The sequence below is a fragment of the Candidatus Cryosericum hinesii genome (genome assembly GCF_003570985.1).
Taxonomy (GTDB): domain Bacteria; phylum Caldisericota; class Caldisericia; order Cryosericales; family Cryosericaceae; genus Cryosericum; species Cryosericum hinesii.
Window position 1 is genome coordinate 16,465 of the sequence record NZ_QXIW01000011.1, and the last position, 26,031, is coordinate 42,495.

Below are 26,031 nucleotides of genomic sequence, written 5' to 3' on the forward strand. Positions count from 1 at the left end.
TCTGTCATTGTCCTGCCTCCACATGCACGAATGTCTATACGCGCCCTCAAAGCCTGATTTTGAGACTATACCAGAGCGTATCTGTTTTGTCAAATGGTTGTATCTCGCATGAGTAGCGAGCCATCCGGTTCTCAGGGACACCGAAAGCCGCCCGGTCCCTTCTCGGGAAAAGGCGGCTTTCGGCAACAATAATATTTTCAGGCTACATGAAACGCTCGAAACGCTCCTTGCCAGCCTTGCAGACTGGACAGACCAGCGGAGGCTGCGGCCTTGCGCACAGGTATCCACAAACCCTGCATCGCCAGACCGGAAACGCGAGCCCGGCCACATGCACCTGTTCCATCTCCCCCGGGTGCGCAGTTGGCCCGCCGACCGGACGCCGGTCCGGAATGGAGGTTGCGGTCTTCTCACCACGACTGATTTCGGGCGAGACATACAGTGCGCAGTAGCAGGCGCCGTATTCGTCGAGGTCAGTGTCTCGGTAGTCACACGGACAGACGAGGTCGACATCCCGTTCCCTCACTCCTGACGCCAGACGGCAGGGACAGGCGCGATATCCGTAGCGTGCCTCGTTCTCCAGCAGGCCCCGGACCAGATCCCTGGCAAAAGCGTCGTCAGGGTTGACAGAGTATCCTGCCTCCCGTGCTTCGAGGGCCAGTCTCTCCCAGACTTCGGCGACACGCTCGTCCGGTATTCTGCTCATTCAGCCGCGAGTTCTCGAATCTTGTCTTCCTGGAAACCTACGACACAATCCTTGTCATCCAGGACGATGGTCGGAAACGAGCACGCTGGGTTCCATTTCAGAACCTCCTGCTTGGCCAGTTCCTTGTTTCCACCCTCCTGGTCGTCGACATCGACGTAGTCATAGCCCACGCCCAGTTCCTGCAGCAGTGCCTTCGTCTTGCGACACCAGCCACAGGTCGTCAGCGTGTAGAGGAAGACCTTATGCTTGTTGTGTATTCCTTCGACATGTTTGGGTTCCAACACTGTGTCCTCCTTGACGCAGATAAATGACTAAGCGTGCAACAATGATCTGAAAATCTCGACGGTCTCGTGACACTCATCGGTCGTCACATCGTGGTGCGTGACCAGCCGGACCGTAGTCGGCGTGACGGCATTGCACAGAACGCCTTTCTCCTGGAGCGCGGCTACGAACGACGGTGCATCCTGACCACTTGCGCTGACGTTGACCATGGCCATGTTGGTTTCGGTTTCAGACGGGTCAGTTCCATACCCGATCCCGGCGAGCTCGCTCGCGAGGAGTTTTGCGTTCGCATGGTCCTCCGCCAGTCTGTCCACCATCGTCTCAAGCGCTACAATACCCGCAGCCGCCAGAATACCGACCTGACGAAGTCCGCCTCCCAGGCGCTTTCGGTTCTTACGTGCCCGTTCAATATAGTCTCTGGACCCCACGAGCAATGATCCGACAGGAGCACACAAGCCTTTGGAAAGACAAAACATGACTGAATCGGCGTAGGATGCCCACACATCCGGTGTGATACCGGAAGCGATCGATGCATTGAAGATCCGCGCTCCATCCATGTGCACGGCAATGCCGCGCTCTCGCGCCTCTGCCGATATCTCACGCACATACTCGATGGGCCATACCTTGCCCCCACCTCGATTATGCGTGTTCTCGATGGCAATAAGGGATGTCCGGGGAAAGTGAATATTGCTGGAGTCACGAATGGCATGCTTGACGTCATCAGGATCCATGACGCCCCGCTTGCCTGGGATCTGCCGAGCCTGAACGCCCGACAGCATCGCAATGTCACCGACCTCATAGTAGAAGATGTGGCTCTCGGCTTCCGTAATAAGCTCGTCCCCGCGCTGCGTGTGCGTCATGATGGCGACCTGATTTCCCATCGTACCCGAACACACGAACAGACCAGCCTCCTTGCCCAGCATTTTCGCACCCAGGTCTTCCAGTCTGACGACAGTAGGGTCCTCCCGATAGACATCATCGCCGACCTCAGCCGTCGCCATGGCATCCCGCATGGCTTGTGTAGGCTTCGTGACAGTATCAGAACGAAAATCGATCATTGTTCCCCTCCAGATGGATTGAGTCCTCTGCGATGCATAGAATAATTAGACATTCTCGACGTTAACCGACTTGACCCCACGAATTTTGCTGACGTGCTCGACAATCTCGTTAATCGTCGGGTCCAGGAACTTGTCGTCAGAACCAACGCTGATTTCGACCCTGACCGCACCCTGGTCAATGCCGATGTACTTGACCATCTTGAGCGTGATGATATCGACCCCGACTGGCGGCCACAACACATGCTTCAGTTCCTCAGTCACGGTCTTGACGTCAAGCGTGGAATCATAGTCGATGCCCTTCATTTCTTTCTTGTACTTGCGAATGGCAGACCGGAGTCCGTCGACAGCGAGAACCGAGCAATGCATTTTGACTGGAGGGAGACCCCCCAGCTCGTCGGCAGCCTGTTTCCACGTGATCGCCTCAGCCTCATCGATCGTCTTGCCCTTGGCCAAGTCTGTGATGATGGAACCTGTGGCTATATTGGAGGCACAGCCGTAGGACTGGAATTTCACATCCTCGATACGGTCGGTCGCCTTGTCGATCTTGAGGTAAACCGTGATCTCGTCTCCGCATGCGGGCGACCCTTCAGTGGCACAGGCGTCGGCATTCTCGATCACGCCGATGTTGTGTGGGTTCTTGAAATGTTCGATGACTTTCGTAGTGTACTTGATTGCCATGGTACCTCCTTATTGCGCAGGCGGCCTGATCGTGCTCTGAGCGCGCAAACGTTCCACGATCGGAACCAGCTTTGCCAGAGCAGTATCGACGTCAGCCTCCGTGCTGTATCGAGACAACGTGAAGCGAATCGAGCCATGCGCCTCTTCGTGATTGCGCCCGATCGCCATGAGAATATAGTTCGGTTTCAATGTCGCAGCCGCGCAGGCCGAACCTGTGTCGACCACGATGTGATCCATGTCGAGGAACATCATGATCGCCTCGCCCTCGATGAACAGGAAACTGTAACACAGATGCGACGCAGCCCTTCCGGCGCCATCCGGCCCATTGAGCAAAATATATGGAATGTGCTCACGAATGCCAGTGGCAAGACGGTTCGTGAGGCCAAGCATGTGCTCAACATCTTTGTCGAAGGTCGCGTACAGCAACTCGACGGCCTTGTCGAATCCTGCAATGCCCATCGTGTTGGGTGTGCCCGGCACAAGCGGAGAATACGACTCCGAACCAAAAGTGATAGGGCGTATCTTCGTGCCCTTTCGCACGTAGAGGGCGCCAACACCCTTGGGGCCATGGATCTTGTTGCTGGAGAAACTCACCAGATCTGCCTTCACCGCGTCGACATCCAGTCGCTGCGTCTGTAGTGCACTGGCGAAATCCACATGGTATGGAATCCTGCGGCCCACGTGCTGTGACGCCTCGGCAATGATTGTTCCTGCCTCGGCAAGAGGTTCGATCGTACCGATCATGTGGTTGACACCCATCAGGCTGACCATCGCCGTGTGCTCATTCAGGACCGAGGAAAGCTGGTCGAGATCATACTTTCCCTCACCATCGACCTTGATGTAGTGAGCCCGGTAGCCTTCCTTCTCCAGTGCCTTGTACACCGCGAGCGTAGCAGGGTACTCGATCTCGCTGGTCACAATCTCCGGTTTGTCGACTGCCTGCGCCCACGTCGAGCCCCACAGGGCGATGTTGATAGCTTCAGTGCCACTTCCCGTGAACACGACCTCATTCTGCGACGCTCCAATGGCGGCTGCAAGCCGGTTCTGTGCTCTCTCTACGAGTTCCGCGGCACCAGTGCCGCACTGCGTGAATGCTGCCGGTACCGCGTATTCATCAATAGCAGCAGTGCGCATCGCTGCCCAGACCTCAGGCGCGACCATCGTACTGCGAAAGTTGTCAAGATAAATCATTGCCTACCTCCTTTTCCTGCAGTGGACAAGAACAGCCTCGAATGCAGGATTTCTTCTTTCAGCCTATCACAAACGGGGCAAAGTCAACACACGAAAAAGCGGTGAATGCGCGTCAACGTGCAGAGTGGTGGTGGCTCAGTATGTTGTACGTACCTCTCATGTCTCTGTAGTGCCGGAGATCAGAACGGGACAGTACCAGCATCTGGCGAACAACATCGGGCTGACTGGGATACCGCTCAGCAATTGCACGGTATCCCATGAAGGCCTTGCGTTCGGCTTCCACGACAACGCCGAGTCCCTGGAGCAGAGCACCGTAGTCAAGAACCTGTCCTGGCTTCAGAGAAGCGATGGCTTCCCTATGCGGCTCATAGACAACACCCGTATATGCACGGTGCAACTGCTGCAACAGCTGAGCATGGGCAGCTTCACCGGCTGCGAGCAAGCTGAATGTTGCCTTCAGGCGCCTGTTGGGGGTCATCTCGACAAGCTGCAGGTAGCGAGTACGTACTTCGACCTCATTCTCGATTGCATCTTCCAGCAGCTCCTGGAGACTTGTCAGTGCTCCTTGCGCTTCCCGCGCAATGTGTTGTCCGACACGACTTCCCAGCGACCGAAGATACTGCAGCGCCCGCCACAGGGTGCGAAGACTGAAGACCCCACCAATCGTTCCTCCCTGTCTGACAATGTCATCCTCGAGCTGGGAGATCAGGTCGTCGCCACCGCTCAAGCGACGCGTCATCACCAGGAATACGGTGACACCTCCGAGATCGACCGAGCGGACAAATCCAGATACCGCAGGCACGACGGCCCCATCCCAGTAGGGAAAAACGAGAACAAGCCTGTCCCCTCGGACGAACGATACACCGGGGGTGCTCAGTACGCCCAGGTCAAAGCCACGGACTGCCCGCCTCGCTGAACGCTTCCATCCAGCAGGTAGAGTACTGAAGCGATCGGTCAGGCCAAAGAGCGGGGCATCCAGTGCCGCCGCTATGCCTTCAGCTACCATTCGAGAATGTCCCATAACAGAGTAGAACACCGTCTTCGTTGTCATTGAGTTGCTCCTCTGACGCAATCAGCCCACCGCCATTGTAGCCGGTGGGCTGACGAATACAACGCGAGTCTCAGGCGATCTAGAACTGGATGCCGGATTCCTCGAGCTTGAGCAGACGGGCCCACTCGTCATCGATCATCTTTTGCATTTCGACGATGACATGTTCGTTCCCAGGCTTGAACAAATGCCTGAACCGTGTCTGACCCTTGAGGAACTCCTCAATCGGTTTACGGTTGGAGGGCTTGGTGTTGACATGTACGACACCGTTCTCGATCTCGTACAGTGGCCAGAAGTTGGTCTCGACAGCCAACTTGGAATACTGCATGGTAAGTGCGGGATCAAAGGACCAATTGGTTGTGCAAGGCTGCAGAACCGCAAGAACGGCCGGACCATCAGCATTGAAACCCTTCTGCGCCTTCTTGTACAGGTCCAGCGTGTTGTGAACTGCTGCCTGGCCGACATATGGAATACGGTGGGCCGCAACAATCTCCACGAGGTTCTTTCTCCACTGCGGCTTGCCATTGCTCACTTTGCCGGCAGGTACCGTCGTTGTACTGGCTCCAAACGGAGTCGCACCGCTGCGCTGGTTTCCGGTGTTCATATAGCCCTCATTGTCGTAGACAAGGTACATGAACTTGTGCTTGCGCTCGAGCGCCCCGGAGAGAGCCTGGAATCCGATGTCATACGTGCCACCGTCACCTCCGACTGCAAGGATGTTGACCTCGCTGTCGATCTTGCCACGGCGCTTGAGCGACCTGTACGCTGACTCGACCCCCGCTGCTACCGCAGCAGCGTTCTCGAACGTCAGATGCATCCACGGAGTGTTCCACGCGGTGAACGGATAGACTGACGTCGTCACCTCCAGACACCCTGTCGCATTGAGCACGATGACCGGCTTGTCCGATGCCGCGAGAACAGTCTTGATGAGAGGTCCAATGCCGCAACCAGAACACATCCGATGGCCGGATACAATTCGAGCATCAGCACCATCAGTCTTCAAAGCGATTTCCTGCAGTGTAGGCATGTCTGCTACCCCCTCAGTCCGATGTACCGCTGATGCTCCGGATCGAGTTTGCCGGACAGCAGTTCCTCGAAAACAGATTCAATTTCGGTGGCCATGATGTCGCGGCCACCCAACCCATAGATATAGCTCTGTGTCGTCGGCCTTCTGTCCAGTTCGAACAGTACGTTCCGTATCTCAGTATACACGGGTGCATAAGCCCCAAAATCCATCGATCGATCGAGGACACCGACGACGGGAACGTCCTTTAACGCGTCACGGACCTCAGCATACGGGAACGGACGGAACAGGATCGGTTTGAGCAGACCCACCTTCTTGCCAAGCGCGCGCATCGCGTCAACAGCGACCTTTGCGGTGCCGGCCGCCGAGTTCAAGACTACAATGACCGCGTCTGCATCCTCGGTCCTGTACGTCTCGAAGAACGGATACTGGTGCCCTGTGATGGCAGACAGTTCCTTCCCTGCCTCGGCGTACACCTCAAAGACATGCATCATCGCTTCTTCCTGAGCCCGCTTCACCTCAAGCAGGTAGTCGGGCAGAACCATTGCGCCTATCGTCCGGACATGCTGCAAGTCGAGCAGCCCCCTGTCCAGAGGGCGGACCCCCACAAACGTTCGAACAGCGGCATCATCGAAGATCTCGACCGGCTCGACAGCGTGGCTGGTGATGAACCCGTCCTGGTTGACCATGGCCGGTAGTTGCACCCTCGTGTCTTCGGCGACACGGATGGCGAGCAGCAGGTTCTCGTAGACTTCCTGGGCATTCTCACTGAAAATCTGGATCCAGCCGACAGTCGTAACCCCCATGACATCCGAATGATCACAGTGGATATTCAGAGGAGCTGAAATTGTACGGTTGACAAGTGGCATGACAATCGGCAACCGCAGACCCGGCGTGGCAGCAACGATCTCCCACATGAGTGCTAGCCCCTGTGACGACGTTGCTGACATTGCTCGAGCTCCCGCTGCCTCTGCCCCAACGGTTGCCGACATGGCAGAGTGTTCCGACTCGACAGGAACCATCTCTGTATCGACAATTCCATCCGCAACATACTTTGCAAACTGTTCAACGATTGGTGTCTGGGGTGTAATCGGATAAGCCACGACAACGTCGGGGTTGATCTGCCGCATCGCCTCAGCAGCCGCCTCAGCACCGGTAATTGCTTTCCTGACTCCCATATCTGTTCCCTCCTCTACAACTTGCAAGAGGCCTGCTCTGCCTCTTCTTCGCGAATCATACTGAGACACTTGGTCGGACACTCATGGGCGCAGATACCGCATCCCTTGCAGTAGTCGAGGTTTGTCTCCAATCGTACGACTCCTTTGAATAACCGTCCGCCCTTGCCGGCGACTCCTTCCTCGCTCTTGGTGACAGGAATAGCCATATCTGGGCAGTAGTTCACACAAATCATGCAATGAATACATTCAGAAGCGTTCCAGACAGGACGGAGAACACGCCACCCACCGGTTTTATAGCCAAGCGATGTAGCTGCCGGCAATTCCACGCCCAGTTCAAGCTCCTGCCATGTCTTTCTTTCGCTCATTTGAACACCTCCTCATAGCCCTTTCGGAGCATGCTGATGTTCTTCTGTACCTTCTCTTCGCCTATCTTTGGCAGGAAGTGCTCGCGCAAGACAATCTCCAGCGACTCCATCTTGACAACGCCGGTCAACTTCACGAGTGCCCCGAGCATTGGCACGTTCGGCGTGTCCATGCCCAGCAACTCCAGTGAAATACCGGTAGCGTCGACACCGTACAGGGTTCCATTAAACTGCGCCAGCTTCTTGATCTCAGCGGAGCATACTTTGGTGTTAACGATGAGGATGCCAGTGTCAGGCAACCCCGCTGCAACCGCAATGGAGCGCATGATGCCAAAATCGAGCACCAGGACGACATCAGGGTTGACAATCGGCTCATGACTCCTGAGCACCTTCTCGGCGATTTTGGTGTAAGAGACCGTCGGAGCACCTCGACGCTCAGACCCATACTCGGGGAAAGACTGAATGTACTTGCCCTCCCTGAACGCTGCCTCGGCGAGCAACTGGGATCCTGACTTGGCTCCCTGGCCCGCTCTGCCATGCATTCTGACTTCGTAGACTTCCTTCATGTTTCCTCCTCTTTCCAGAGCTCGATCGCAGATTCGTGGTTCCACGGCATACGTTCGTGCAGAATGCCCTGCAAGGCTTACAGAGCCACTTCTGGAACCAACCATGCAAAACAGAACTAGCCAGAAGCACACTGTGTCAAACGACGCCTACCAGCCCTTCCTGCATCAATATTATAGAATGCGTGGGGGCAAAAAGCAATGGAATATCAAGAAACCGTCACAGTCCAGAACACAGTACCACCGACCTCTCGAGAGGTGTCGGACTCCGGTATCGCGGCCTGCGCGTGCCTACTTCCCGATCGCCGACCCAAGCAGTGTCAACTGTTGTTCGAGCCAAGGCACAAAGGCACCTTTAGCCGTTGCGCCGAGAGCATCCAGGCTGCAGGCAACGATGCCGTTTGACTGCCGACTGACTCCGGTGCTGCCTCCAGGAGCAACATTCACGACTACGACCTGGGTCTTCTCTCCGGACCCCCAGTCAGCAACTCTCGAGGCTGCCTCTGCCCCCGAGAGGTCAAGACCCTTCAGTCCCGGCTGAACCACAACCCGCAACCCGAAGTCCCCAGCTGCGCTTGACCATGTCGTGTCCTCTGCCAGGAATGCCCTGGTACCAGCACTCCAGACTAGCCGTTTCAGTCGACCATCCGCCTGGCTACACTGGTCCATGAACACTGCATACCGCGAGTCGAACTGCTCCTTCAGCGCAGGGTACAGGACATCCAGCGTATCGCGCATCAGGCGAGCCATATCTGCGGCGTCCCGAAAAGATAGCCATGAACCTTCCAGCGTGTCCTTATCCAAGGCGGCAGAGAGACTGACGAAGCGCACGCCTCCCTGCTCCATCTCGCTAGACCATGTATCAATAGAGGTTCCGGTCTGAAAAACGACAGCACTCGTGGACACAAGCTCTCGCGCATTCCGGAGAGGTGCTCCGTCGTCCCCGGCAAGAACCTGAACCTGCAACGCGGTACCAGCGATAGCCTGGGCGATCAGGGCAACCGGCTTGATGGTTCCCGAGATGATCGTGGGCACTACAACGTTGCGTGGGCCACAACCGGACACTGCCATCGTCACGACCATGGTGCAGGCAAGGATTATCCGAAGCTTGTTCACGCCAGCCTCCTTCACGAGTCCGCTACTGGCGGAAACTCGTGTTACCGGTTACGCTGAATCGTCCTTTGGAGGGAGCATCCTCAACAAAAGCTTGATGAGACCGTAGAAGATTCCCAGCACGGCAAAGATGAGGATATAGCTCACCCCGCTGATGCGCAGACCCTCAGCAACAACAGTATCCATGGCTACCTCCTATCGTACCAGGGCCAGGATCAAACCTCCTGCAATGATGGAGGCGATCTGCCCTGCCACGTTTGCCCCAACAGCATGCATGATGATGAAGTTACTGCCATCTTCCTGCTGCGCCATCTTCTGGATGACGCGGGCAGACATCGGAAACGCCGATATGCCGCACGCGCCGATCATCGGGTTGATCTTTCGTTTCCGGAACAAGTTGATCAACTTCGCGAAGAGGACTCCACCCGCCGTATCGAACACGAAGGCAATGAGACCCATCGCGATGATGAGGAGCGTCGTCGGATTCAGGAATTGCTTTCCTCCCATAGACGACCCTATCGTGATGCCCAACAGGATGGTCACCAGGCTGGAAAGCTCATTTTGAGCAGTCTTGGAGAGACGCTCCGTTACCCCGGACTCACGCAGCAGGTTGCCAAACATGAGGCTGCCGATCAGAGCCACGGACATGGGTGCTATGATACCGGCGATAAGCGTGACAGCAATGGGAAAGATGACTTTCACCGTCCTCGATACCTCGTGTTCAGGGTTCTCCATGTGAATCATGCGCTCTTCGCGGGTCGTGAGCGCCCGAATGATCGGTGGTTGAATAATTGGGACAAGCGACATGTAGGAATAGGCGGCCACGGTGATCGGGGCCAACAATGCTGGAGCAAACCGCGTAGCGACATAGATCGCCGTCGGTCCGTCGGCTGCCCCGATGATTCCAATCGCAGCAGCTTCTCTGAGACCTGGAATGCCCGTAACGCCGGGGATACGCCCGACCAGCAGAGCCAGCATCATCGTAAAGAAGATTCCAAATTGCGCTGCTGCTCCAAAGAACAACATCTCGGGATCCTGCAGAAGTGGACCGAAATCGATCATTGCTCCCACGCCGATGAAGATGAGGATGGGGAAAAGCTCATTCGTGATACCGCCCTTGAACAAGACGTCCAAGAAGCCACCACCGACCGCTGACGAAAACGGGATGTTGGCCAGCAGGCAGCCAAATCCCATGGGCAACAAGAGGTTCGGCTCATACTCCTTCTTCACTGCGAGCCAAATAAGCGCCAGACCGACACCGAACATCGCCCATACACGCCAGTCTGCCATACCCACAATACCACGCAGCAAGTCTGTCATACGCTACCCCACTTTTTTTCGAAGTGTGCTTCCTGCAGTCATTGTACCAAACCAGACGAGTTCTCCAAGAATGCGGAACACTCCTCGTGAGCCAATGCCTCCGAGGAGTGTTCCGACCGAGCAGACTACTACCTCTCAGGCAAGCTTGAGCAGAAGATCCCCAGTCTTGACAGTCTGGTTGGACTCGACGGCGACTTCCTCGACCGTGCAATCACGCGGAGCAAGAATCTCGTTCTCCATCTTCATGGCCTCGATGATAAGCAGGGTGTCGCCCTTCTTCCAGGAGCTTCCGGGCGTCGCCATGACCTTCAGGATCTTGCCGGGCAGAGGCGACTTCATGGCTGTTGCACCGCCTGCCGGAGCAACGGGTATTGGGGCCGCCGGGCTCGCAGCAGGTGCCTGAGCCGACACTACCCTGGGTGCAGGAGCAGGGGCCGCCGGAGCTGATACTGGCGAATGCCCGGATTTCTGCGCGCCTACTTCTTCTACGTCAACGTCAAACGTCTTGCCATTAACGGTGATCCTGTATTTTTTCATGGTCTATCCTCCCGTCAGCGCCAGCGCGGCCTGACTGATTGTTCATACAGTGGTCGTCTCCATGCCGCGTTTGCAGGGGATAATGACGGTTCTAACTGCTGGAACGACAGTCCCGCAGCAGCCATCGCGCCCAGGACTGCCGCTGCAGAAGCGTCGTCAAGAGTCGACAAATCGGACATGAGAACAGAGGTCTCGTTCTCTTCGGCCGCAGCCAATGCAGCTCCTGCAACGACAGCCAACTCCTCGTCGGTCACGTCCTGTCCGTGCAAATCCATGCGAATCATGATAGCTCTTCCTAGAGCGGGATGTTCCCGTGTTTGCGCGTCGGTCGGTCCTCGCGCTTGTTTGCGGCGGCTCTGAAGGAGCGAATGATGCGACTTCTAAGCTGGGATGGCTCCAAGATGTCATCAACGAGACCTCGTTCTGCGGCCACGTAGGGATTGTAGAGCTTGTCCTTGTAGTCGGCAATGAGCTTCTGACGCGTGGCCTCCGAATCTGAAGCCTCGCGGATCTCCTTCGAGAAGATGATCTGGGCAGCGCCATCCGCCCCCATCACAGCGATCTCGGCCGATGGAAGAGCAAACACGAAATCTGCGCCAAGGTCCCGGGATGACATCGCAATATATGCTCCGCCATATGCCTTGCGGAGGATAACGGTTACCTTGGGCACGGTGCACTCCGAGAAGGCGTAGAGAAGCTTTGCTCCGTGCCGTATAATACCCCCGTACTCCTGGTCGACGCCCGGAAGGTATCCGCCGACATCCACCAGCGTGAGCAGTGGAATGTTGAACGCGTCGCAGAAACGAACGAAGCGAGCGGCCTTGTCTGAGCTGTCGATGTTCAGGACTCCTGCCATCGACCTGGACTGATTGGCTACCACTCCGACAACTTGTCCGCCCATGTGCGCGAAGCCAACGCAGATCGACTTCGCGAAACCCTCAGCTATCTCAAAGAACTTGCCTTCATCCGCCAGACTCCCTATGACCTTGCGCACGTCGTACGGCTTGTTCGCTTCCGCAGGGATGATGTCCCCGATTTCCGCCGTGCTTCGATCGATGGGGTCATCGCTGTGCGCCGCAGGAGCGTCTTCACTGTTGTTCGCAGGCAGATAGGACAGGAGCTCGCGGATCAGCTGGATAGCCTCCTTATCATTGGCTGCCGCCAGGTGAACGTTGCCGCTCTTCTCGGCATGCACGGTCAGACCCCCAAGTTCCTCGTCTGTGACTTCTTCGCCCGTTACGCTCTGGATGACCTTGGGACCAGTAATAAACATGCGAGCTTGCTCGGTCATGACGACAAAATCCATGATACCCGGTGAATACACTGCGCCACCGGCACAGGGACCCGCTATCATGGAAATCTGGGGAATGACTCCTGAACTGATCGTGTTTCGGTAGAAGATGCTGGCGTAGCCCTTCAGCGAGTCTATTCCCTCCTGGATGCGAGCTCCGCCGGAATCGCTGATACTCACAATAGGGGCTCCATATTTCACGGCAAGGTCCTGAACATGAGCGATCTTGGCTGCGTGCATCTCGCCGAGTGAGCCCCCTGCGACCGTGAAATCCTGAGAATAGACGAAGACCAGGCGGCCATCGACGTACCCGTGACCTGTGACCACGCCATCGCCGGGCAATTCCTGCTTGTCCAGACCAAATCCAGTATTCCGGTGACTCACAAAGACATTTTCTTCCTGGAATGACCCCAGGTCCAGCAGGAGTTCGATGCGCTCGCGTGCAGTCAGCTTGCCGGCTTCGTGCTGTTTCTTGACACGACCGGGACCTCCGCCTGCGATGATCTGCTCTCTTTTCGACCACAAGGTCGAGAACCGTTCATCATTGCTCATACTACCTCCTCAAGATTTCGGCTGGTAAATGAACGCGACAAACACTCTTTGTAAGTATACGGTGTTCATGAAAGCACTCAACCGACGGCACATGCAAATGTCCCCTGCGGTAAGCGCCACAGGGGACAGAGAGGCTTGAATCAGACCTAGCGAGTTCCCTTAAATTCGAAGTAGTGGACCTTGCCGTCCAGTTCTTCCTTCATCCGGATAGCATTCACCGGACAGACCTGCATGCATTGGCCGCATCCAGGACACTTCTCGGCATCCACAGAGGGCTGCCTCTTCTCGGCATCCCACAGAATCGCTCTATGAGCTCCATCGCTGCAGGCGCGGAAGCAGTTGCCGCAACCGATGCACTTGTCAAGGTCGATGTCCGAATGAGAGCAAGGCGCGACCAGCTCTTCCTGCCCCTTGATGTTCTTGAGCGCCTTGCCAACAATATCCAGCGGCGATGCACATCCCTTACGGTCCAGATAATCTGCAAGACCGCTCTTGAGGTCCCTTATCGTGCCAAACCCATGGTGCATTGGGAGCGTGCAGAACTGCACGTTGGAAGCTCCAACAGCCATCAGCTCCACCGCGTCACTCCACGAGTAGGCGCCGCCGTTTCCACTGATAGTGATGTCTACGTTGCGAGCAATCTCTGCAATGGTGCGGAGAGTGAGGGGCTTGATCGCCATGCCTGTCATGCCTGAATATGCCCCCTCGCCAAAGAGAGAGGGGCGTGGTTCAAGTGTCTCCACATCAACTCCAATCAACGCGGGTACCGAGTTGCTTGCCGTGACACCGTCGACGCCGGCCCGCTTCAGTGCCCTGGCAATTTCGACGATGTCTGTGACCTGTGGCGTAATCTTGATGAGAATGGGCGTCTCTTCGGCAGCTTCTTTTACCCAGCGTGCAACCTTTTCCGTCGCCTCAACGCTTTGTGCAAGCATGCGGCCAGGGGCTTCACCCATGCTTCCTTGTGGACAGCTGAAACTGCACTCGACAAGGTCGACGCTGGCCTTCTTGAGCTGCTTCACCAGAGACTGCCAGTCTTCTTTTTGTGACCCCATGATAGAAGCTGCAATCATCTTGGTGGGGAACATGCGCTTCAATGCTGTAACCCGCTCACAGACCTCGTCGATGTGATATTGCGAAATGAGGTCGATATTGCCCAACCCCCACAGTTTGTGCGCAGCTGTGCCAAAGGACGACATCATCGGGTATTTCAGATTGACGGGATTGCTCTCGACAGAAGTAGTCTTGAGGACGACCCCGGCCCACCCGGCCTTCAGTCCGTCAATCGCCATATCAAGCTCGTCCGTCGGCGGAGCCGCAGACAGAATGAAAGGGTTCTCAAGATGTATGCCCAGAAAATCGTACGAAAGGTCGTGTTCTCGATACATCACTTGCCTCCTGCCACAAACGCAGCAATCTGCTCCGCCGCTTTCTTGCCGTCACGCACAGCCTCCACAACAGTTTGAGCACCATGAACGGCGTCGCCGCCGGCATAAACGCCCGGCATGCTGGTCTGCATGTTCTCCGCTGCGCTGATAAATCCTGAGGCACTGCGGACAAGACCAGGAAACACATCCTCGTCGATGCGCTGCCCGATAGCCACAACCACGGTGTCGAGTGGTATGATGAAGCTCGACCCTGGCAGGGGTTCAAACCTGCATCGGCCGGATTCGTCCTCTCCGCACAGATGAGCCTGAGTGACCTCCAACCCCTCCACATGATCATTGCCAACAACCTTGTCGGGAATTGCCAGGAACTGATAGGTCACCCCGAGTGTCGTAGCTTCTTCGATCTCCTTCTTGAACGCCTTCAGCTCTTTGATGCCACGACGGTAGACCACGGTAACATCTCGTGTCGGGTCTTCCTCGCGGAGCATGGAGGCTACTTCGATCGCGACATTTCCACCACCGATAATCCCTACACGGTTTCCTGCGCCGCTGATTGTACCGGATTTCATCTTGCGCAGGAGGTCGCGGGCGTGATACACACCGACCAACCCAATACCCTCGACGTTCAGGTCGCTCTCAGAGGGTAGTCCCGTCGCGACAAAGACCGCGTCATAGTCACCAACCAGAGGCTTCACGTCTGTCACACGCTCACTACGGACGTTCGCAACGAATGAAGACGTCAGGAAACGGACCTCCCGATCTTCGACCTCACGCGGATACCGATGTGTGGATACTTCCTGACTGGGCACGCCGCCCACCTGCCGAGCCTCGAACACGTCACACGAGAATCCCCGGACCCTCAGCTCGCGGGCACAGGCAAGTCCCGCAGGACCACCACCGACGATGGCAACCTTGCCCAGACTTGGTTCAGGCAGCTCCATACGATCGGATGGATCAGTCGAGTCTGTTACGAAACGATGCAGCTCCCGAATGCGCAGAGGGGCATCTATCTTCGACCGCGTGCACACGGACTGGCAAAACGCTTCCTCGGGGCAGATACGGCCACACGTCTCGATGAATGGATGTGCACTCTGCAGAATGGTTCGTGCACCATGCAAGTTCCCACTGCGAATCGACTGTATAAACTCGGGCACCGGGACGTGAGCCGGGCACTTCACCTGGCATGGCGCATCGTAGCAATAGAGACAACGTTCCGCCTCGATAGCTGCTTGCTGCCGGCTCAGGGTCTTCTCAAATTCTTCCATTGTTCCTCCTGATTTTCCATGATTGCCGTCAACAACCTGTACAGGTGCCTTGCAGGTTGTCAGGAACCACTTCTCTTGAGTTATACGCTGATTCTCGGGTTTTCCAACCTCGCCGAACATGGTTAGATCCAGAACAAACAGGGGCCGGCCTTTCGGCCGGCCCCATGAGACTTGCCAGAAAGATCCCTAACTCACAAAGTGGCAGGAAACCATGTGACCAGAACCCATGTCACGCAGCTCGGGCTCCTGCTCAGCGCAGATCGGTTGTGCAATGGGACACCGCGTTCGGAAGTGGCACCCACTCGGCGGATTCACTGGACTGGGAAGGTCTCCCTTGAGCACAATACGCTGGCGTTGCATCTCAATCCGTGGATCAGGGATGGGCACTGCCGACAGCAGAGCCTTCGTATACGGGTGCAATGGATGTTTGTAAATATCGTTGCTTTCATCCACTTCGACAATCTTGCCCAGGTACGCCACGAGCACACGATCACTGATATGCTTGACCATTGCGAGGTCATGGGCAATGAACAGGTATGTGAGTCCCAGGTTCTGCTGCAGATCTTCGAGCATGTTCACAATCTGGGCCTGAATACTGACATCAAGAGCCGAAATGGGTTCATCCGCAACAATGAACTCCGGATTCATGGCCAGAGCTCGAGCTATGCCGATGCGCTGACGCTGTCCCCCAGAAAACTCGTGCGGGAACCGGTTGGTGTGTTCCGGATTGAGTCCAACCGTGCGCAACAATTCCTGAACACGCTCTCGGCGCTCGGCCATGGTTCCAATATTAAAGATGTCCATCGGTTCTTCGATAATGTTTCCTACGGTCATCCGTGGATTGAGCGACGCATAGGGGTCCTGAAAGATCATCTGTAGTTTGCTGCGAACCTTGCGCATAGCTTCCCGACTCAGAGCACACAGGTTTTCGTCACAATAGGTAATGGTGCCCGCCGTCGGTGCATACAGACCCACGATGGTCCTGCCGACAGTCGTCTTACCGCAACCCGTCTCACCGACCAGTCCCAATGTTTCGCCGCGACCGACCTCAAACGAAACATCGTCGACGGCCTTCAGACTGGCCATGTGTCGCGCAAACGGCCCGCCGACATTGATCGCAAAATACTTCTTGAGATGTTCGACCTTGAGTATGGTTTCCATCGTTATCCCACCTTTACAAATCCAGGAACTGCCGGCGCGGTCGGATGATGGAGAAAACACCGAGCACGGTGCCCTTCTCCGACTGTGACGAGTGGCGGTTCCTGCTCACGGCAGATGTTCATGGCGTACTTGCAGCGTGGAGCGAATTTGCAGCCAACAGGAGGCGCCAGCAGGTCCGGAGGACTTCCTTCGATAGGCACCAGACGTTCCCGGTTTTCAGCGTCGAGGCGCGGAACGGATTTCATGAGTCCCATGGTGTACGGATGCCCCGGTTTTTCATAGAGATCGTAGACGTCCGCTTCTTCGAGTATTCGTCCCGCGTACATGACAACCACCTTGTCGGCTATGCCGGCTACGATGGAAAGGTCATGACTGATAATGATGATGCTGGATTTGAGTTTCGCTTTCAACTCCTTCATCAGTTCCAGGATCTGCGCCTGAACCGTAACATCCAGAGAGGTTGTTGGTTCGTCGGCAATGACCAGCTCCGGACTGCACGAAAGCGCCATGGCAATCATGACACGCTGCCGCATGCCACCCGAGTACTGGTGGGGATAGTCACGCATGCGTTCTTCAGGGTTGGGGATGCCCACCAGGGCAAGCATCTCGACGGCCCTCTTCCAGGCCTCTTCGTTTGTCGCAAGACCATGCGCCACCATGGACTCTGTCATCTGCAAGCCAATGGTCAGCACTGGATTAAGAGAAACCATCGGATCCTGGAAGATCATGCCAATATGACGGCCTCGCACTTTCATCATAGCATCGCCAGGAAGGCTCAGTAGATCGACCATCCCCTTGTTGGGACCGTCTTTCTCCATCCGGTCCGGCATTCCCAGCGCTGCACCATCAAACCACACATGCCCGCCCTCAATCCGACCGGGAGGGTTCGGGATGAGGCGCATGACGGACATCATCGTCACTGACTTGCCGGAACCGGACTCGCCCACGATGCCGACGACAGAGTCCTTTGGAACGGTCAGAGTCATCTTGTCCACCGCGTGGACAACACCGGCATAGGTGTGAAAATTGGTCGTAAGATCCTGGATGCGCATTAGAACATTGTTCTCATTCATTGCACACCCCCTACTGCCTCAGGCGTGGGTCCAGCGCATCGCGCAGGCCGTCGCCCAGAAAGTTGAATGCAAACATCGTCAGACAGATCGCGAGTGCTGGAAACAGCACAAGGTAGGGGAATGAACGAATGGCTTCGGTACCATCTGAGGCAAGAACACCCCAGCTGGCCACCGGCGCGCTGACACCCAGTCCTATGTAGCTGAGAAAAGCCTCGGTGAAGATCGCAGATGGAACCTCCAGCGTCACTGTGACAATAATGGGGCCCATGGCATTGGGGATCAGGTGCTTGAAGAGGATACGATTGTTCGGGGCGCCGATGGTCTTCGCAGCCAGCGCGAACTCACGTTCCTTGAGCGACAGAATCTCGCCCCGCACAATGCGCGCCATGGGTAACCAGTAGGTGAGCCCGATGGCGATGAACACATTCACCAGGGGACTGACGCCTTTATCCTTGAACAGCACCGTCAGCAGGATAACGATGATCAGCGTAGGTATACCGTACAGGATATCGACGATACGCATCATGATGTCGTCGACCCGCCCTCCAAAGTAAGCGGAGATTCCGCCATAGGTCACACCAATAAGAAAGTTGAGAGCCGCGCAGACAATACCCACGGCAAGCGAGATGCGCGAACCGTACATGACGCGTGTCATCTGATCGCGTCCCAGCTGGTCGGTTCCGAAGGGATGTTGCAATGTGGGGGACTGAAACGTATTCTCCAAGTCCTGATCTTCGTAGCTGTATGGTGACACCATCGGTCCGAAGATGGCGATGACGAACAGGGCGATAATGATCCAGAACCCTACGACGGCCAGCTTGTTGCGGCGAATCCGGCGTATGGCGTCGCTCCAGTACGTAGTCGGCCGCCCAGTAATCTGTTCCAGCTCTCCAGAATTCTTGGGAGCAGGTACGAATGAACCTGCATCAGGGGTAACGCCTTCCTTGAATTGCCATGTAGTCGGTGCAGCCATCACGACACCTTCCTTTCGACGTAGCGAATACGTGGATCGAGCCAGGCATACGTCAGGTCTACCAGGAAGTTCATGAACACCAACAGGGCGCTGTAGAAAATGGTCACGCCAAGGATAACCGTGTAGTCGCGGTCATTGATGCTGGTGACGTAGTAGCGGCCCAGACCCGGGATCGCAAAGATCTTCTCGACAACAAAACTTCCCGTGAACACCGCCGCGATAAGCGGTCCCAACACGGTAACGACCGGGATGAGGATGTTGCGAAGTGCGTGCCGGAAAATGACAAGGCGCTCGGAGAGTCCTTTTGCCCGTGCCGTCGTGATGTACTCCTGGCGCAGGACCTCAAGCATGGACGAGCGCACAAGACGTGCTATGAAAGCAATTGGATAGCCTGCCAGCGTAAAGGCGGGAAGGATGACCTGTCTAACGGAACCCCAGCCAGCAGCAGGTACGAGGTGCAGTCCCAAGGCAAAAATGAACATAAGCAATACCGCCATGATGAAGTTCGGGACGGATACGCCCAGGAGCGCAATAAACATCACGAGATTGTCCTGCCAGCCATTCTGTTTGAGTGCACCCCAGATGCCCAGAGGAATGCCGATGCCGACAGCAAGAATCACCGCCACCACTCCTAAGATGGCCGACACAGGAAATCCATCGTTGATGATGTTGTTGACGGTACGGTCCGTGTACTTGAAACTGGGACCGAGGTTAAACCGCAGAAGGTTCCCCATGTAGTCCACATACTGTTTCCAAAGCGGATCGTCCAAGTGGTAGCGGGCCTCGAGGTTCTTGATGATCTGAGCCGGCAGCTTCTTTTCGCGGGAGAAGGGTCCCGATGGAAGCAGGCGCATCATGAAAAAGGTAGCCGATGCAACAATGAGGATGACAAGAATCATCGAGAGCACACGTTGCAGAATAAACTTGAACATAGGACCTCCATAGATAAGACTGGGGGCGGCTCTTCTCTCGAAGGTGAAGAGCCGCCCCGTTTCTTTTCTTGCCTAGATCGTGTGTACCGTCGTCAAGAGGTTTCTGACAGCTATCCCATATAAGCGTTCTTCCAATCGACAAATCCCAGCGTCGACTGGTAGAAGTTCTTGACGTGCTTGGTAATGAGCACAGGGTTCGTGTAGAAGTAGATTGGAATAATGGGGTATTCTGTCATGAGGATCTTCTCTGCAGCATGCAGCGTCGCCATACGTGCCTTCGGGTCAACAGTGGCCTTTGCCTTTGCGATGAGAGCATCATACGTCTTGTTGCTCCAGCCAGTGCCGTTGTTTCCACCATTGGTGAGCCACATGTCCAGGAACGTGTTGGGGTCCATGTAGTCACCGATCCAGCCTGCACGGGCAACCTGGTAGTTGAGATTGTTCCGGTCATCCAGGTAGACGCCCCACTCTTCGACCTTGAGGGTGCACGTGATACCAAGGTTCTTCTTCCACATCTGCTGGATCGCCTCGGCGATGGATTGGTGTGCGTTGGAGGTGTTGAAGAGCAGGGTGAAGGTAGGGAATCCCTTGCCATTAGGATAACCAGCCTGAGCAAGTAGTGCCTTTGCAGTCGCGATATCGTCGTCCTTGTAGAATGTACCACCAACAGTGCGGAAATCGCTGCCGGCAGCCGCGTCTGCAATGCCATTGGGAACATACGCGAGCGCAGGAACCTGTCCACCCTTTGTGATGGACGTCACGATGGCCTTGCGGTCGATGGCCAGATTCAAGGCTTTGCGAACGCGGACGTCGTTAAACGGCTTCTTGGTGACATTCATCTGATAGTAGTAAGTTCCAAGGTACGGAAGGATTTGTGCATCGCCTGAGGCGACCAGCTTGGGCAACTCAGAGAGGGGTACGGTGGACCCTACATCCATCTGACCGCTCTGGAACATGGACAGAGCCGTCGACTCATCCGTGACCATAAGGTACGTGATCTTGGTGAGCTTGACAGCGTTCTTGTCCCAGTACGTCGGGTTCTTAACAAAGGTCATCTTGTCGTTGTGTGACCATTGCGTGAGCTTGAACGGTCCGTTGGTGACGTAGTTCGTCAGATCGGCGGCCCACTTGTCATTCGTGCTGACAACGGCCTTGCAGACCGGCATCAGGGTAGGAAACGCCGTCAGGTTGAGGAAGTAGGCGGTGGGTGACTGGAGGTAAACTTTGAGCGTTTTGGCAGTCAATGCCTTGACGCCAACGTTCTTGCTGGGGTCGATCTCTTTCTTCAGATCCGCAACGGGGACGTCCTTGCCCCCCTCTTTCTTTGTAAGAGGATTGCCTTTGGCATCGACAGCCTGAACATAGTACTTACTGCCGACCTTGATGGAGGTATTGAACGCTTCACCACCATAGATGTAGTAGAGCTGATAGGCGTACACAGCAGCCAGTTCCGGGCTGAGAGCACGCTTCCAGGCATACTCGAAGTCATACGCGGTGACAGGCGTTCCGTTCGTCCAGAACGCATCACGAAGTGTGAAGATGTAGGTCTTCCGATCCTTGGAGATCGTCCAGCTCTTCGCGATTGCCGGCTGTGGCATATTCTTGTTGTCGAGGCGCGTCAACCCGTCAAAGGTCTGCAGCATGACGTTGGCTTCCGGAATGCCCTGTGAAACGGCTGGATCGATCGTAGCGGGCTCAGTCCCCAGGTTGTACGTTACCTCTTGGGCAACTGCTGCTTTTACTGACGGTACAACAGAGACTCCACCAAAGAATGAGACCAGGAATACCGCTATCAAGACAAGTGACAGTGCTTTCCTCATTGAATAGCCTCCCTTTTTGCAACACGATTTGTCGCTCGCGCGACACGTTGTAATGGTATCAAATGGCGGGGAAAATACAAGGGCGTGAGACCGACCGCTCCAAACCTTTCCCAGTCAACACTACTGCATACAGAAGCGCCGGTCGTCGTGACCGGCGCTTCTGTATACAGTTGATTCCAGCTACTTGCCCTTCGCTTTTGAAACCAGCGGAGCAGGCTCTGAAGAAACATCCTTGAAGAGCTCCTTGATAGTGCCAAGACTCCCCAGGAGAGCACTGCTCTCGTATGGCAGGAACACCTTGTTGGCTGGGTTTGCGCTGATGGCTTCAAGCGTCTCCATGTACTTCAGCGCCAGAACATCCTGGGATGCACCGCCCTCGTGGATACCCTGGAAATACGCAATCGTCGCTTCCTTGCGAGCATTGGCGACAGTGATCAACGCTTGCCCCTCGCCCTCAGCACTGAGGATCCTCTGCTGCCGATCGCCCTCGGCACGAAGGATCGCAGCCTGCTTCTCTCCCTCTGCCTTGTTGATCTCGGCTTCCTTTTGTCCCTCAGCTTCGAGAATGACGGCACGTTTGGTACGCTCCGCCTTCATCTGCCGCGTCATGGCCTCGAGGATCTCGGCCGGTGGGTTCACTGACTTGATTTCCGCACGCGTGACCTTAACACCCCATGGGTCAGTGGCGACGTCGACAATCTGAGTCAGCTCGTTGTTGACATTCTCGCGCGAGACCAGAAGCTCATCGAGATTCAGACTGCCCGAGATGTTGCGAATCGACGTCATCGTCAGCTTGAGGATGGCTTCGTTGAGATTGCGCACCTCATAGACTGACTTCACTGGATCAGTAAGATAATAATAGAGAACGATGTCGATGCTCGTAGGTACGTTGTCTTTTGTGATGACAGCCTGAGGTGGATAGTCCCATGCCTGTTCCCGTAAGTCAACGACCGCTCTCACACTGTCGAGGATCGGGATCAGGAAGTGCAGGCCGGGTTTCAGCTCCCGGCTGAATTTTCCGAGACGTTCGACGATGACAGCAGTGCTCTGACGCACGATGATGATGTACCGCAGAGCGAAAATAAGAACAACGACAATGCCAACCACCCACCAGACAATGGACCAGTTGAACGTTAATGGCATGTATACCTCCTATTCCTTTCTCACAGTCAACGTGACACCCTCGATCGAGACGACAACAACCTTGTCACCAACAGCGGCCACGGCTGCCTCGTCATTAAGAATGGCTCTCCATGTCGTACCTTTGAGCGCCACGCGTCCCGCACCACCAGCTGAGATAGCCATGACAGTGCTTGCCGTCTTACCTAGCATTTCTTCAGTATTCGTTCGCATCTTGGAACCACCCCTCAACAAACGTGAATTGATGTAGCGCCCAACGAGTGCCATGAGCGCAAACGATACCAGGAAGAACATAAGGAACTGCACTGACGTGTTGAACCCGGCCCAGCAGAATAGGAGCGCAGCGAGGGCCCCACCCGAAAACCAAACCAGTAAGTAGTACGGAAGGAAGGCGTCTACCACGGCACAGACGACTGCCATCGTTATCCAGAAACCAATCATGAACACCTCCCCGTAACGGAAACTCCTTCGTCGCGTAGTACTGCTGTCATTCTAGTGCCATGCATGCGCAGTTCAATAGGGTGGCAAACGACTCGCGTGAGCGAACGCAAATGCCCGCTACAGTTTCTTCAGCTGGGCGTACTGCGCGGCCAGCTTCTTGATGCCAACCTTCTTGAAATCAATGACGGTGAACTGATCGTTGCCGTCATAGAACACCTCCAGAACTTTCCCGGTGCCGAAAATATTGTGCATGACCATGTCGCCCTCGATGAGTTCGGGCCGCTCGCGAGACGATACTCCGGCAACCTTCTCCCTGGTCAGTTCCATCTCCTTGATGAAACGCGATGGCTCCTGGAATCCCGAGCCGTAGTAGCTGGTACGCTGCGTACAGTACGTTATTGCGAGTTCCTTGCGCGCGCGTGTGCATGCCACGTAGAACAGCCGTCGCTCTTCTTCGATGTCGGCGCTGCTGTCCAATGCCCGGCGGTGGGGAAAGACTCCTTCCTCGGCACCGATGACGAACACGTCGCTGAACTCGAGACCCTTGGCCGAGTGCGCCGTGATGAGCAAGACCCCTTTTCCCGTGCCTGGCTTCATGCTGTCCTGGTCCTGTATGAGCGCCACCTGCGACAAATAGGCCCCCAGCGAGCAGTCCTCACTCATCCTGTCGAACTCATCGACAGTGCGCATGAACTCCCCAAGATTTTCGCGTCTCGACTGCCGTTCGAAGTCGCCTTCCTCACCTTCGTCGCTGTATTGTTCAAGAAGTCCCGATGAGGCAAACACGAGGTTGGCCGCACTGATCGCCGACTCGCCCGCCGCGCCGATGTGCACGATGAGATCGACAAATGCCTCCAGCTTGTCCCTGGTCTTGCCGGCCTTCGCCTGTCCGACCCATTCGGGCAATGCCGTGAACCACGACGTGCCATGGTCGACCGCCAGCTGCTTCAGTTCGGAGAGGCTCTTGTCGCCGAACCCCCGGGAAGGCCGGCTCACTGCTCGCTCGAACGCAAGGTTGTCGCTGGGGTTGAAACCAAGCCGGAGATATGCGAGAACGTCCTTCACTTCCTGCCGTTCATAGAACTTCAATCCACCGACAATCTGATATGGGATATTCGACGCAAGCAGGGCTTCCTCGATGACACGAGACTGGCTGTTCATCCGATAAATGACCGCCATGTCTCGAGGGTCCGCACCGCCCCGGACCAGGGCATCGATGCTCGAGGCGACGAAGCTAGCTTCTTCCTCCGGTGTCAGAGCTTCGAATAGACGCACAGGAGTACCTGCTCCGTTGTCCGTCCAGAGCTTCTTCACGAAACGCGTCCGATTGCGTGCCACCAGGGCATTCGCCGCGTCGAGGATGGACTGCGTCGACCGATAGTTTTGCTCAAGCTTGACGACTGTCGCGCCCGGATAGTCCTTTGCGAACCCAAGAATGAGCTTGCTGTTAGCGCCACGGAATGCATAAATACTCTGATCGTCGTCACCGACAACCGTGACGTTACCGTGCATCTTCGAAAGCCGCTTGACCAGTTCGTACTGCATTTTGTTCACATCCTGGTACTCGTCCACCAGAACATGCTCGAACTTCGAGCTGTAGTACTCCTCAACCTCGGGACACTTGTCGAACAATCGGATGACCAACGCAATGAGATCGTCGAAATCCAGCAGATTCCCTTGCTGGAGACGCTTCTGATAGAGCTTATAAACAGTCGCCGCCGCCTTCTCGATGTAGCTGTAACCATAATCAGAGAGCTCTTCGGGACCAACTAGATTCGACTTCGCATCGGAAATGCGATAAACGATCTTCTGAGGCTCGTAGGTCTTCGGGTCCATGTTCAACTCTTTGAGGACCTGTCGTACAAGACGTGTGCGGTCGTCTTCGTCGATGATGACGAACCTGTTCGTGTAGCCCAGCTCAAGTTTCTCGATCTGCTCTCTCAGGATACGGCCGCAGAGTGAGTGAAACGTGCCGATCCAAAGTCCCTTGCGGGAGAGGTCGGCGCCAATGAGCGCGTCGACGCGCGAGCGCATCTCGCCTGCTGCCTTGTTGGTAAACGTGACGGCCATGATGTGCGATGGGGCAATACCACGCTTGGTGATGAGATATGCGAGCTTATAGGTGATGACTCTGGTCTTGCCCGAGCCCGCTCCCGCAAGAACGAGGCAGGGACCCTTGCATTCCTCGACAGCCCTGAGCTGCTGTGGGTTGAGGTCTCCCTGGAAATCCAAAGGCATCAGGCGGCCCCGCCGACAGTCATCGTCAAAAGCACCAGGACGCCAAGCCCGAGCAGCGTCGGGAGGAGGTAGAGAATCAGTGCCTTCGCTGTGTTCTTCTCATAGAAGAACCGGACCGCCAGGACTCCCATGACGAACACATACAGGATAGCTCCATAGGCAAAGACGTCGAGAACGATACCACTTGCGACACCGACCATGAGTATCCCGATCACACGCAGAACCGCTCCCACCAGCCCGGAAAAACTGAGAGCAACATACATGCGCGAAGCCGCAGTGCGCTTCCACACAAGTTGCGCCACGGCGTCAATGACAACGACCGACAACATCACCAGAACGAAGGGCTCGGTCACAAACGTCCAGAACGTCCCTGGAGCTTGTTGTGCCTGGGTAACAGCGTTTGTCATCTGGCTTGTGAGACCAATGGACTTCAGGAGGCCGACGATATCCATGAGGCGGAAACTCATCGCATCGATGACGCCTGTCAGCAGCAAGGCAATCAGGGCCGCGAGTACTGACGGATGCTCACGAATCCGGCGCATACCCTCGGCGGGGCGTCTCACAAACAGGAACAGCAGATCGATGAAATATCCCACGTCTATCTCCTTTTCATGTGCAGCAACTATCAGAAGGTACACCCGGCAGACATCTACGTGCCTGTCACGGAGCGTGTATTTCAGTATACCGAGGAACCGGCCCC

General features: G+C 55.8%; 27 protein-coding genes. All 27 read right to left on the reverse strand.

What is annotated here, in order from left to right; all coding sequences use genetic code 11:
* Positions 1 to 202: 202 nt before the first annotated feature.
* Complete coding sequence (locus tag SMC3_RS01840) at positions 203 to 703, reverse strand: ferredoxin-thioredoxin reductase catalytic domain-containing protein (RefSeq protein WP_119087108.1); 501 nt, start codon at positions 701 to 703, stop codon at positions 203 to 205.
* Positions 700 to 987, reverse strand: coding sequence for a glutaredoxin family protein (locus tag SMC3_RS01845; RefSeq protein WP_207799624.1), 288 nt, complete (start codon positions 985 to 987; stop codon positions 700 to 702). Before SMC3_RS01845 ends, SMC3_RS01840 begins: the two co-directional genes overlap by 4 nt.
* 27 nt (positions 988 to 1,014) lie before the next feature.
* On the reverse strand, positions 1,015 to 2,043 hold the full coding sequence (ltaE, locus tag SMC3_RS01850; protein ID WP_119087107.1) for a low-specificity L-threonine aldolase: 1,029 nt from the start codon (positions 2,041 to 2,043) through the stop codon (positions 1,015 to 1,017).
* A gap of 45 nt (positions 2,044 to 2,088) precedes the next feature.
* Positions 2,089 to 2,721: an iron-sulfur cluster assembly scaffold protein gene (locus SMC3_RS01855; RefSeq protein ID WP_119087106.1), complete on the reverse strand. Its 633-nt coding sequence runs from the start codon at positions 2,719 to 2,721 to the stop codon at positions 2,089 to 2,091.
* A 9-nt stretch (positions 2,722 to 2,730) separates the two neighbouring features.
* Positions 2,731 to 3,912 (reverse strand): cysteine desulfurase family protein, encoded by a 1,182-nt coding sequence (locus SMC3_RS01860; RefSeq protein WP_119089755.1) that lies wholly within the window; start codon positions 3,910 to 3,912, stop codon positions 2,731 to 2,733.
* Positions 3,913 to 4,024: 112 nt separating this feature from the next.
* Positions 4,025 to 4,963, reverse strand: coding sequence for a ferritin family protein (locus SMC3_RS01865; protein ID WP_119087104.1), 939 nt, complete (start codon positions 4,961 to 4,963; stop codon positions 4,025 to 4,027).
* Between the two features lie 79 nt (positions 4,964 to 5,042).
* Positions 5,043 to 5,987: a thiamine pyrophosphate-dependent enzyme gene (locus SMC3_RS01870; RefSeq protein WP_119087103.1), complete on the reverse strand. Its 945-nt coding sequence runs from the start codon at positions 5,985 to 5,987 to the stop codon at positions 5,043 to 5,045.
* Positions 5,988 to 5,992: 5 nt separating this feature from the next.
* The gene (gene porA, locus SMC3_RS01875; protein WP_119087102.1) at positions 5,993 to 7,162 is read right to left on the reverse strand and encodes a pyruvate ferredoxin oxidoreductase; all 1,170 of its coding nucleotides are present in this window, start codon (positions 7,160 to 7,162) and stop codon (positions 5,993 to 5,995) included.
* A 14-nt stretch (positions 7,163 to 7,176) separates the two neighbouring features.
* Complete coding sequence (locus SMC3_RS01880; RefSeq protein WP_119087101.1) at positions 7,177 to 7,527, reverse strand: 4Fe-4S binding protein; 351 nt, start codon at positions 7,525 to 7,527, stop codon at positions 7,177 to 7,179.
* On the reverse strand, positions 7,524 to 8,090 hold the full coding sequence (locus SMC3_RS01885; RefSeq protein ID WP_119089756.1) for a 2-oxoacid:acceptor oxidoreductase family protein: 567 nt from the start codon (positions 8,088 to 8,090) through the stop codon (positions 7,524 to 7,526). Before SMC3_RS01885 ends, SMC3_RS01880 begins: the two co-directional genes overlap by 4 nt.
* A gap of 288 nt (positions 8,091 to 8,378) precedes the next feature.
* A complete protein-coding gene (locus SMC3_RS01890) occupies positions 8,379 to 9,203 on the reverse strand; it encodes a metal ABC transporter solute-binding protein, Zn/Mn family (protein WP_119087099.1) in 825 nt (274 codons plus the stop codon).
* 48 nt (positions 9,204 to 9,251) lie between these two features.
* Positions 9,252 to 9,386 (reverse strand): hypothetical protein, encoded by a 135-nt coding sequence (locus SMC3_RS09790; protein WP_279386282.1) that lies wholly within the window; start codon positions 9,384 to 9,386, stop codon positions 9,252 to 9,254.
* A 9-nt stretch (positions 9,387 to 9,395) separates the two neighbouring features.
* Positions 9,396 to 10,520 carry a sodium ion-translocating decarboxylase subunit beta gene (locus tag SMC3_RS01895; protein ID WP_119089757.1) on the reverse strand — a complete coding sequence of 375 codons (1,125 nt, stop codon included), beginning with the start codon at positions 10,518 to 10,520 and terminating at the stop codon, positions 9,396 to 9,398.
* Between the two features lie 135 nt (positions 10,521 to 10,655).
* Complete coding sequence (locus tag SMC3_RS01900) at positions 10,656 to 11,057, reverse strand: biotin/lipoyl-containing protein (RefSeq protein ID WP_119087098.1); 402 nt, start codon at positions 11,055 to 11,057, stop codon at positions 10,656 to 10,658.
* Positions 11,058 to 11,071: 14 nt separating this feature from the next.
* Positions 11,072 to 11,341 (reverse strand): hypothetical protein, encoded by a 270-nt coding sequence (locus SMC3_RS01905; RefSeq protein ID WP_119087097.1) that lies wholly within the window; start codon positions 11,339 to 11,341, stop codon positions 11,072 to 11,074.
* An 11-nt stretch (positions 11,342 to 11,352) separates the two neighbouring features.
* Positions 11,353 to 12,900, reverse strand: a complete 1,548-nt coding sequence (locus SMC3_RS01910; RefSeq protein WP_119087096.1) for an acyl-CoA carboxylase subunit beta — start codon at positions 12,898 to 12,900, stop codon at positions 11,353 to 11,355.
* 146 nt (positions 12,901 to 13,046) lie between these two features.
* Positions 13,047 to 14,288 (reverse strand): NAD-dependent dihydropyrimidine dehydrogenase subunit PreA, encoded by a 1,242-nt coding sequence (gene preA / locus SMC3_RS01915; RefSeq protein WP_119087095.1) that lies wholly within the window; start codon positions 14,286 to 14,288, stop codon positions 13,047 to 13,049.
* Positions 14,288 to 15,553, reverse strand: coding sequence for an FAD-dependent oxidoreductase (locus tag SMC3_RS01920; protein ID WP_165846504.1), 1,266 nt, complete (start codon positions 15,551 to 15,553; stop codon positions 14,288 to 14,290). Before SMC3_RS01920 ends, preA begins: the two co-directional genes overlap by 1 nt.
* A 186-nt stretch (positions 15,554 to 15,739) precedes the next feature.
* Positions 15,740 to 16,714 (reverse strand): ABC transporter ATP-binding protein, encoded by a 975-nt coding sequence (locus tag SMC3_RS01925; RefSeq protein ID WP_119087093.1) that lies wholly within the window; start codon positions 16,712 to 16,714, stop codon positions 15,740 to 15,742.
* Positions 16,715 to 16,716: 2 nt separating this feature from the next.
* Entirely contained in the window at positions 16,717 to 17,787 is a 1,071-nt protein-coding gene (locus SMC3_RS01930) for an ABC transporter ATP-binding protein (RefSeq protein WP_119087092.1), read from the reverse strand.
* 10 nt (positions 17,788 to 17,797) lie between these two features.
* Entirely contained in the window at positions 17,798 to 18,760 is a 963-nt protein-coding gene (locus SMC3_RS01935; protein ID WP_119087091.1) for an ABC transporter permease, read from the reverse strand.
* The gene (locus SMC3_RS01940) at positions 18,760 to 19,692 is read right to left on the reverse strand and encodes an ABC transporter permease (RefSeq protein ID WP_119089758.1); all 933 of its coding nucleotides are present in this window, start codon (positions 19,690 to 19,692) and stop codon (positions 18,760 to 18,762) included. The genes SMC3_RS01935 and SMC3_RS01940 overlap by 1 nt, the downstream gene beginning before the upstream one ends.
* 110 nt (positions 19,693 to 19,802) lie before the next feature.
* The gene (locus SMC3_RS01945) at positions 19,803 to 21,512 is read right to left on the reverse strand and encodes a peptide ABC transporter substrate-binding protein (protein ID WP_119089759.1); all 1,710 of its coding nucleotides are present in this window, start codon (positions 21,510 to 21,512) and stop codon (positions 19,803 to 19,805) included.
* A gap of 180 nt (positions 21,513 to 21,692) precedes the next feature.
* On the reverse strand, positions 21,693 to 22,655 hold the full coding sequence (locus SMC3_RS01950) for an SPFH domain-containing protein (protein ID WP_207799625.1): 963 nt from the start codon (positions 22,653 to 22,655) through the stop codon (positions 21,693 to 21,695).
* 9 nt (positions 22,656 to 22,664) lie between these two features.
* Positions 22,665 to 23,093 carry an NfeD family protein gene (locus SMC3_RS01955; protein ID WP_119087014.1) on the reverse strand — a complete coding sequence of 143 codons (429 nt, stop codon included), beginning with the start codon at positions 23,091 to 23,093 and terminating at the stop codon, positions 22,665 to 22,667.
* A gap of 117 nt (positions 23,094 to 23,210) precedes the next feature.
* Positions 23,211 to 25,331, reverse strand: a complete 2,121-nt coding sequence (locus SMC3_RS01960) for an ATP-dependent helicase (protein ID WP_119087015.1) — start codon at positions 25,329 to 25,331, stop codon at positions 23,211 to 23,213.
* On the reverse strand, positions 25,331 to 25,927 hold the full coding sequence (locus SMC3_RS01965) for a hypothetical protein (protein WP_119087016.1): 597 nt from the start codon (positions 25,925 to 25,927) through the stop codon (positions 25,331 to 25,333). Before SMC3_RS01965 ends, SMC3_RS01960 begins: the two co-directional genes overlap by 1 nt.
* Positions 25,928 to 26,031 lie beyond the last annotated feature (104 nt).

Excerpts from the sequence above, each read along its gene's own strand:
- SMC3_RS01840 (WP_119087108.1), bottom strand. The coding sequence starts at position 703 with ATGAGCAGAATACCGGACGAGCGTGTCGCCGAAGTCTGGGAGAGACTG.
- ltaE (WP_119087107.1), bottom strand. The coding sequence starts at position 2,043 with ATGATCGATTTTCGTTCTGATACTGTCACGAAGCCTACACAAGCCATG.
- SMC3_RS01855 (WP_119087106.1), bottom strand. The coding sequence starts at position 2,721 with ATGGCAATCAAGTACACTACGAAAGTCATCGAACATTTCAAGAACCCA.
- SMC3_RS01860 (WP_119089755.1), bottom strand. The coding sequence starts at position 3,912 with ATGATTTATCTTGACAACTTTCGCAGTACGATGGTCGCGCCTGAGGTC.
- SMC3_RS01865 (WP_119087104.1), bottom strand. The coding sequence starts at position 4,963 with ATGACAACGAAGACGGTGTTCTACTCTGTTATGGGACATTCTCGAATG.
- SMC3_RS01870 (WP_119087103.1), bottom strand. The coding sequence starts at position 5,987 with ATGCCTACACTGCAGGAAATCGCTTTGAAGACTGATGGTGCTGATGCT.
- porA (WP_119087102.1), bottom strand. The coding sequence starts at position 7,162 with ATGGGAGTCAGGAAAGCAATTACCGGTGCTGAGGCGGCTGCTGAGGCG.
- SMC3_RS01880 (WP_119087101.1), bottom strand. The coding sequence starts at position 7,527 with ATGAGCGAAAGAAAGACATGGCAGGAGCTTGAACTGGGCGTGGAATTG.
- SMC3_RS01885 (WP_119089756.1), bottom strand. The coding sequence starts at position 8,090 with ATGAAGGAAGTCTACGAAGTCAGAATGCATGGCAGAGCGGGCCAGGGA.
- SMC3_RS09790 (WP_279386282.1), bottom strand. The coding sequence starts at position 9,386 with ATGGATACTGTTGTTGCTGAGGGTCTGCGCATCAGCGGGGTGAGCTAT.
- SMC3_RS01895 (WP_119089757.1), bottom strand. The coding sequence starts at position 10,520 with ATGACAGACTTGCTGCGTGGTATTGTGGGTATGGCAGACTGGCGTGTA.
- SMC3_RS01900 (WP_119087098.1), bottom strand. The coding sequence starts at position 11,057 with ATGAAAAAATACAGGATCACCGTTAATGGCAAGACGTTTGACGTTGAC.
- SMC3_RS01905 (WP_119087097.1), bottom strand. The coding sequence starts at position 11,341 with ATGATTCGCATGGATTTGCACGGACAGGACGTGACCGACGAGGAGTTG.
- SMC3_RS01910 (WP_119087096.1), bottom strand. The coding sequence starts at position 12,900 with ATGAGCAATGATGAACGGTTCTCGACCTTGTGGTCGAAAAGAGAGCAG.
- preA (WP_119087095.1), bottom strand. The coding sequence starts at position 14,288 with ATGTATCGAGAACACGACCTTTCGTACGATTTTCTGGGCATACATCTT.
- SMC3_RS01920 (WP_165846504.1), bottom strand. The coding sequence starts at position 15,553 with ATGGAAGAATTTGAGAAGACCCTGAGCCGGCAGCAAGCAGCTATCGAG.
- SMC3_RS01925 (WP_119087093.1), bottom strand. The coding sequence starts at position 16,714 with ATGGAAACCATACTCAAGGTCGAACATCTCAAGAAGTATTTTGCGATC.
- SMC3_RS01930 (WP_119087092.1), bottom strand. The coding sequence starts at position 17,787 with ATGAATGAGAACAATGTTCTAATGCGCATCCAGGATCTTACGACCAAT.
- SMC3_RS01935 (WP_119087091.1), bottom strand. The coding sequence starts at position 18,760 with ATGGCTGCACCGACTACATGGCAATTCAAGGAAGGCGTTACCCCTGAT.
- SMC3_RS01940 (WP_119089758.1), bottom strand. The coding sequence starts at position 19,692 with ATGTTCAAGTTTATTCTGCAACGTGTGCTCTCGATGATTCTTGTCATC.
- SMC3_RS01945 (WP_119089759.1), bottom strand. The coding sequence starts at position 21,512 with ATGAGGAAAGCACTGTCACTTGTCTTGATAGCGGTATTCCTGGTCTCA.
- SMC3_RS01950 (WP_207799625.1), bottom strand. The coding sequence starts at position 22,655 with ATGCCATTAACGTTCAACTGGTCCATTGTCTGGTGGGTGGTTGGCATT.
- SMC3_RS01955 (WP_119087014.1), bottom strand. The coding sequence starts at position 23,093 with ATGATTGGTTTCTGGATAACGATGGCAGTCGTCTGTGCCGTGGTAGAC.
- SMC3_RS01960 (WP_119087015.1), bottom strand. The coding sequence starts at position 25,331 with ATGCCTTTGGATTTCCAGGGAGACCTCAACCCACAGCAGCTCAGGGCT.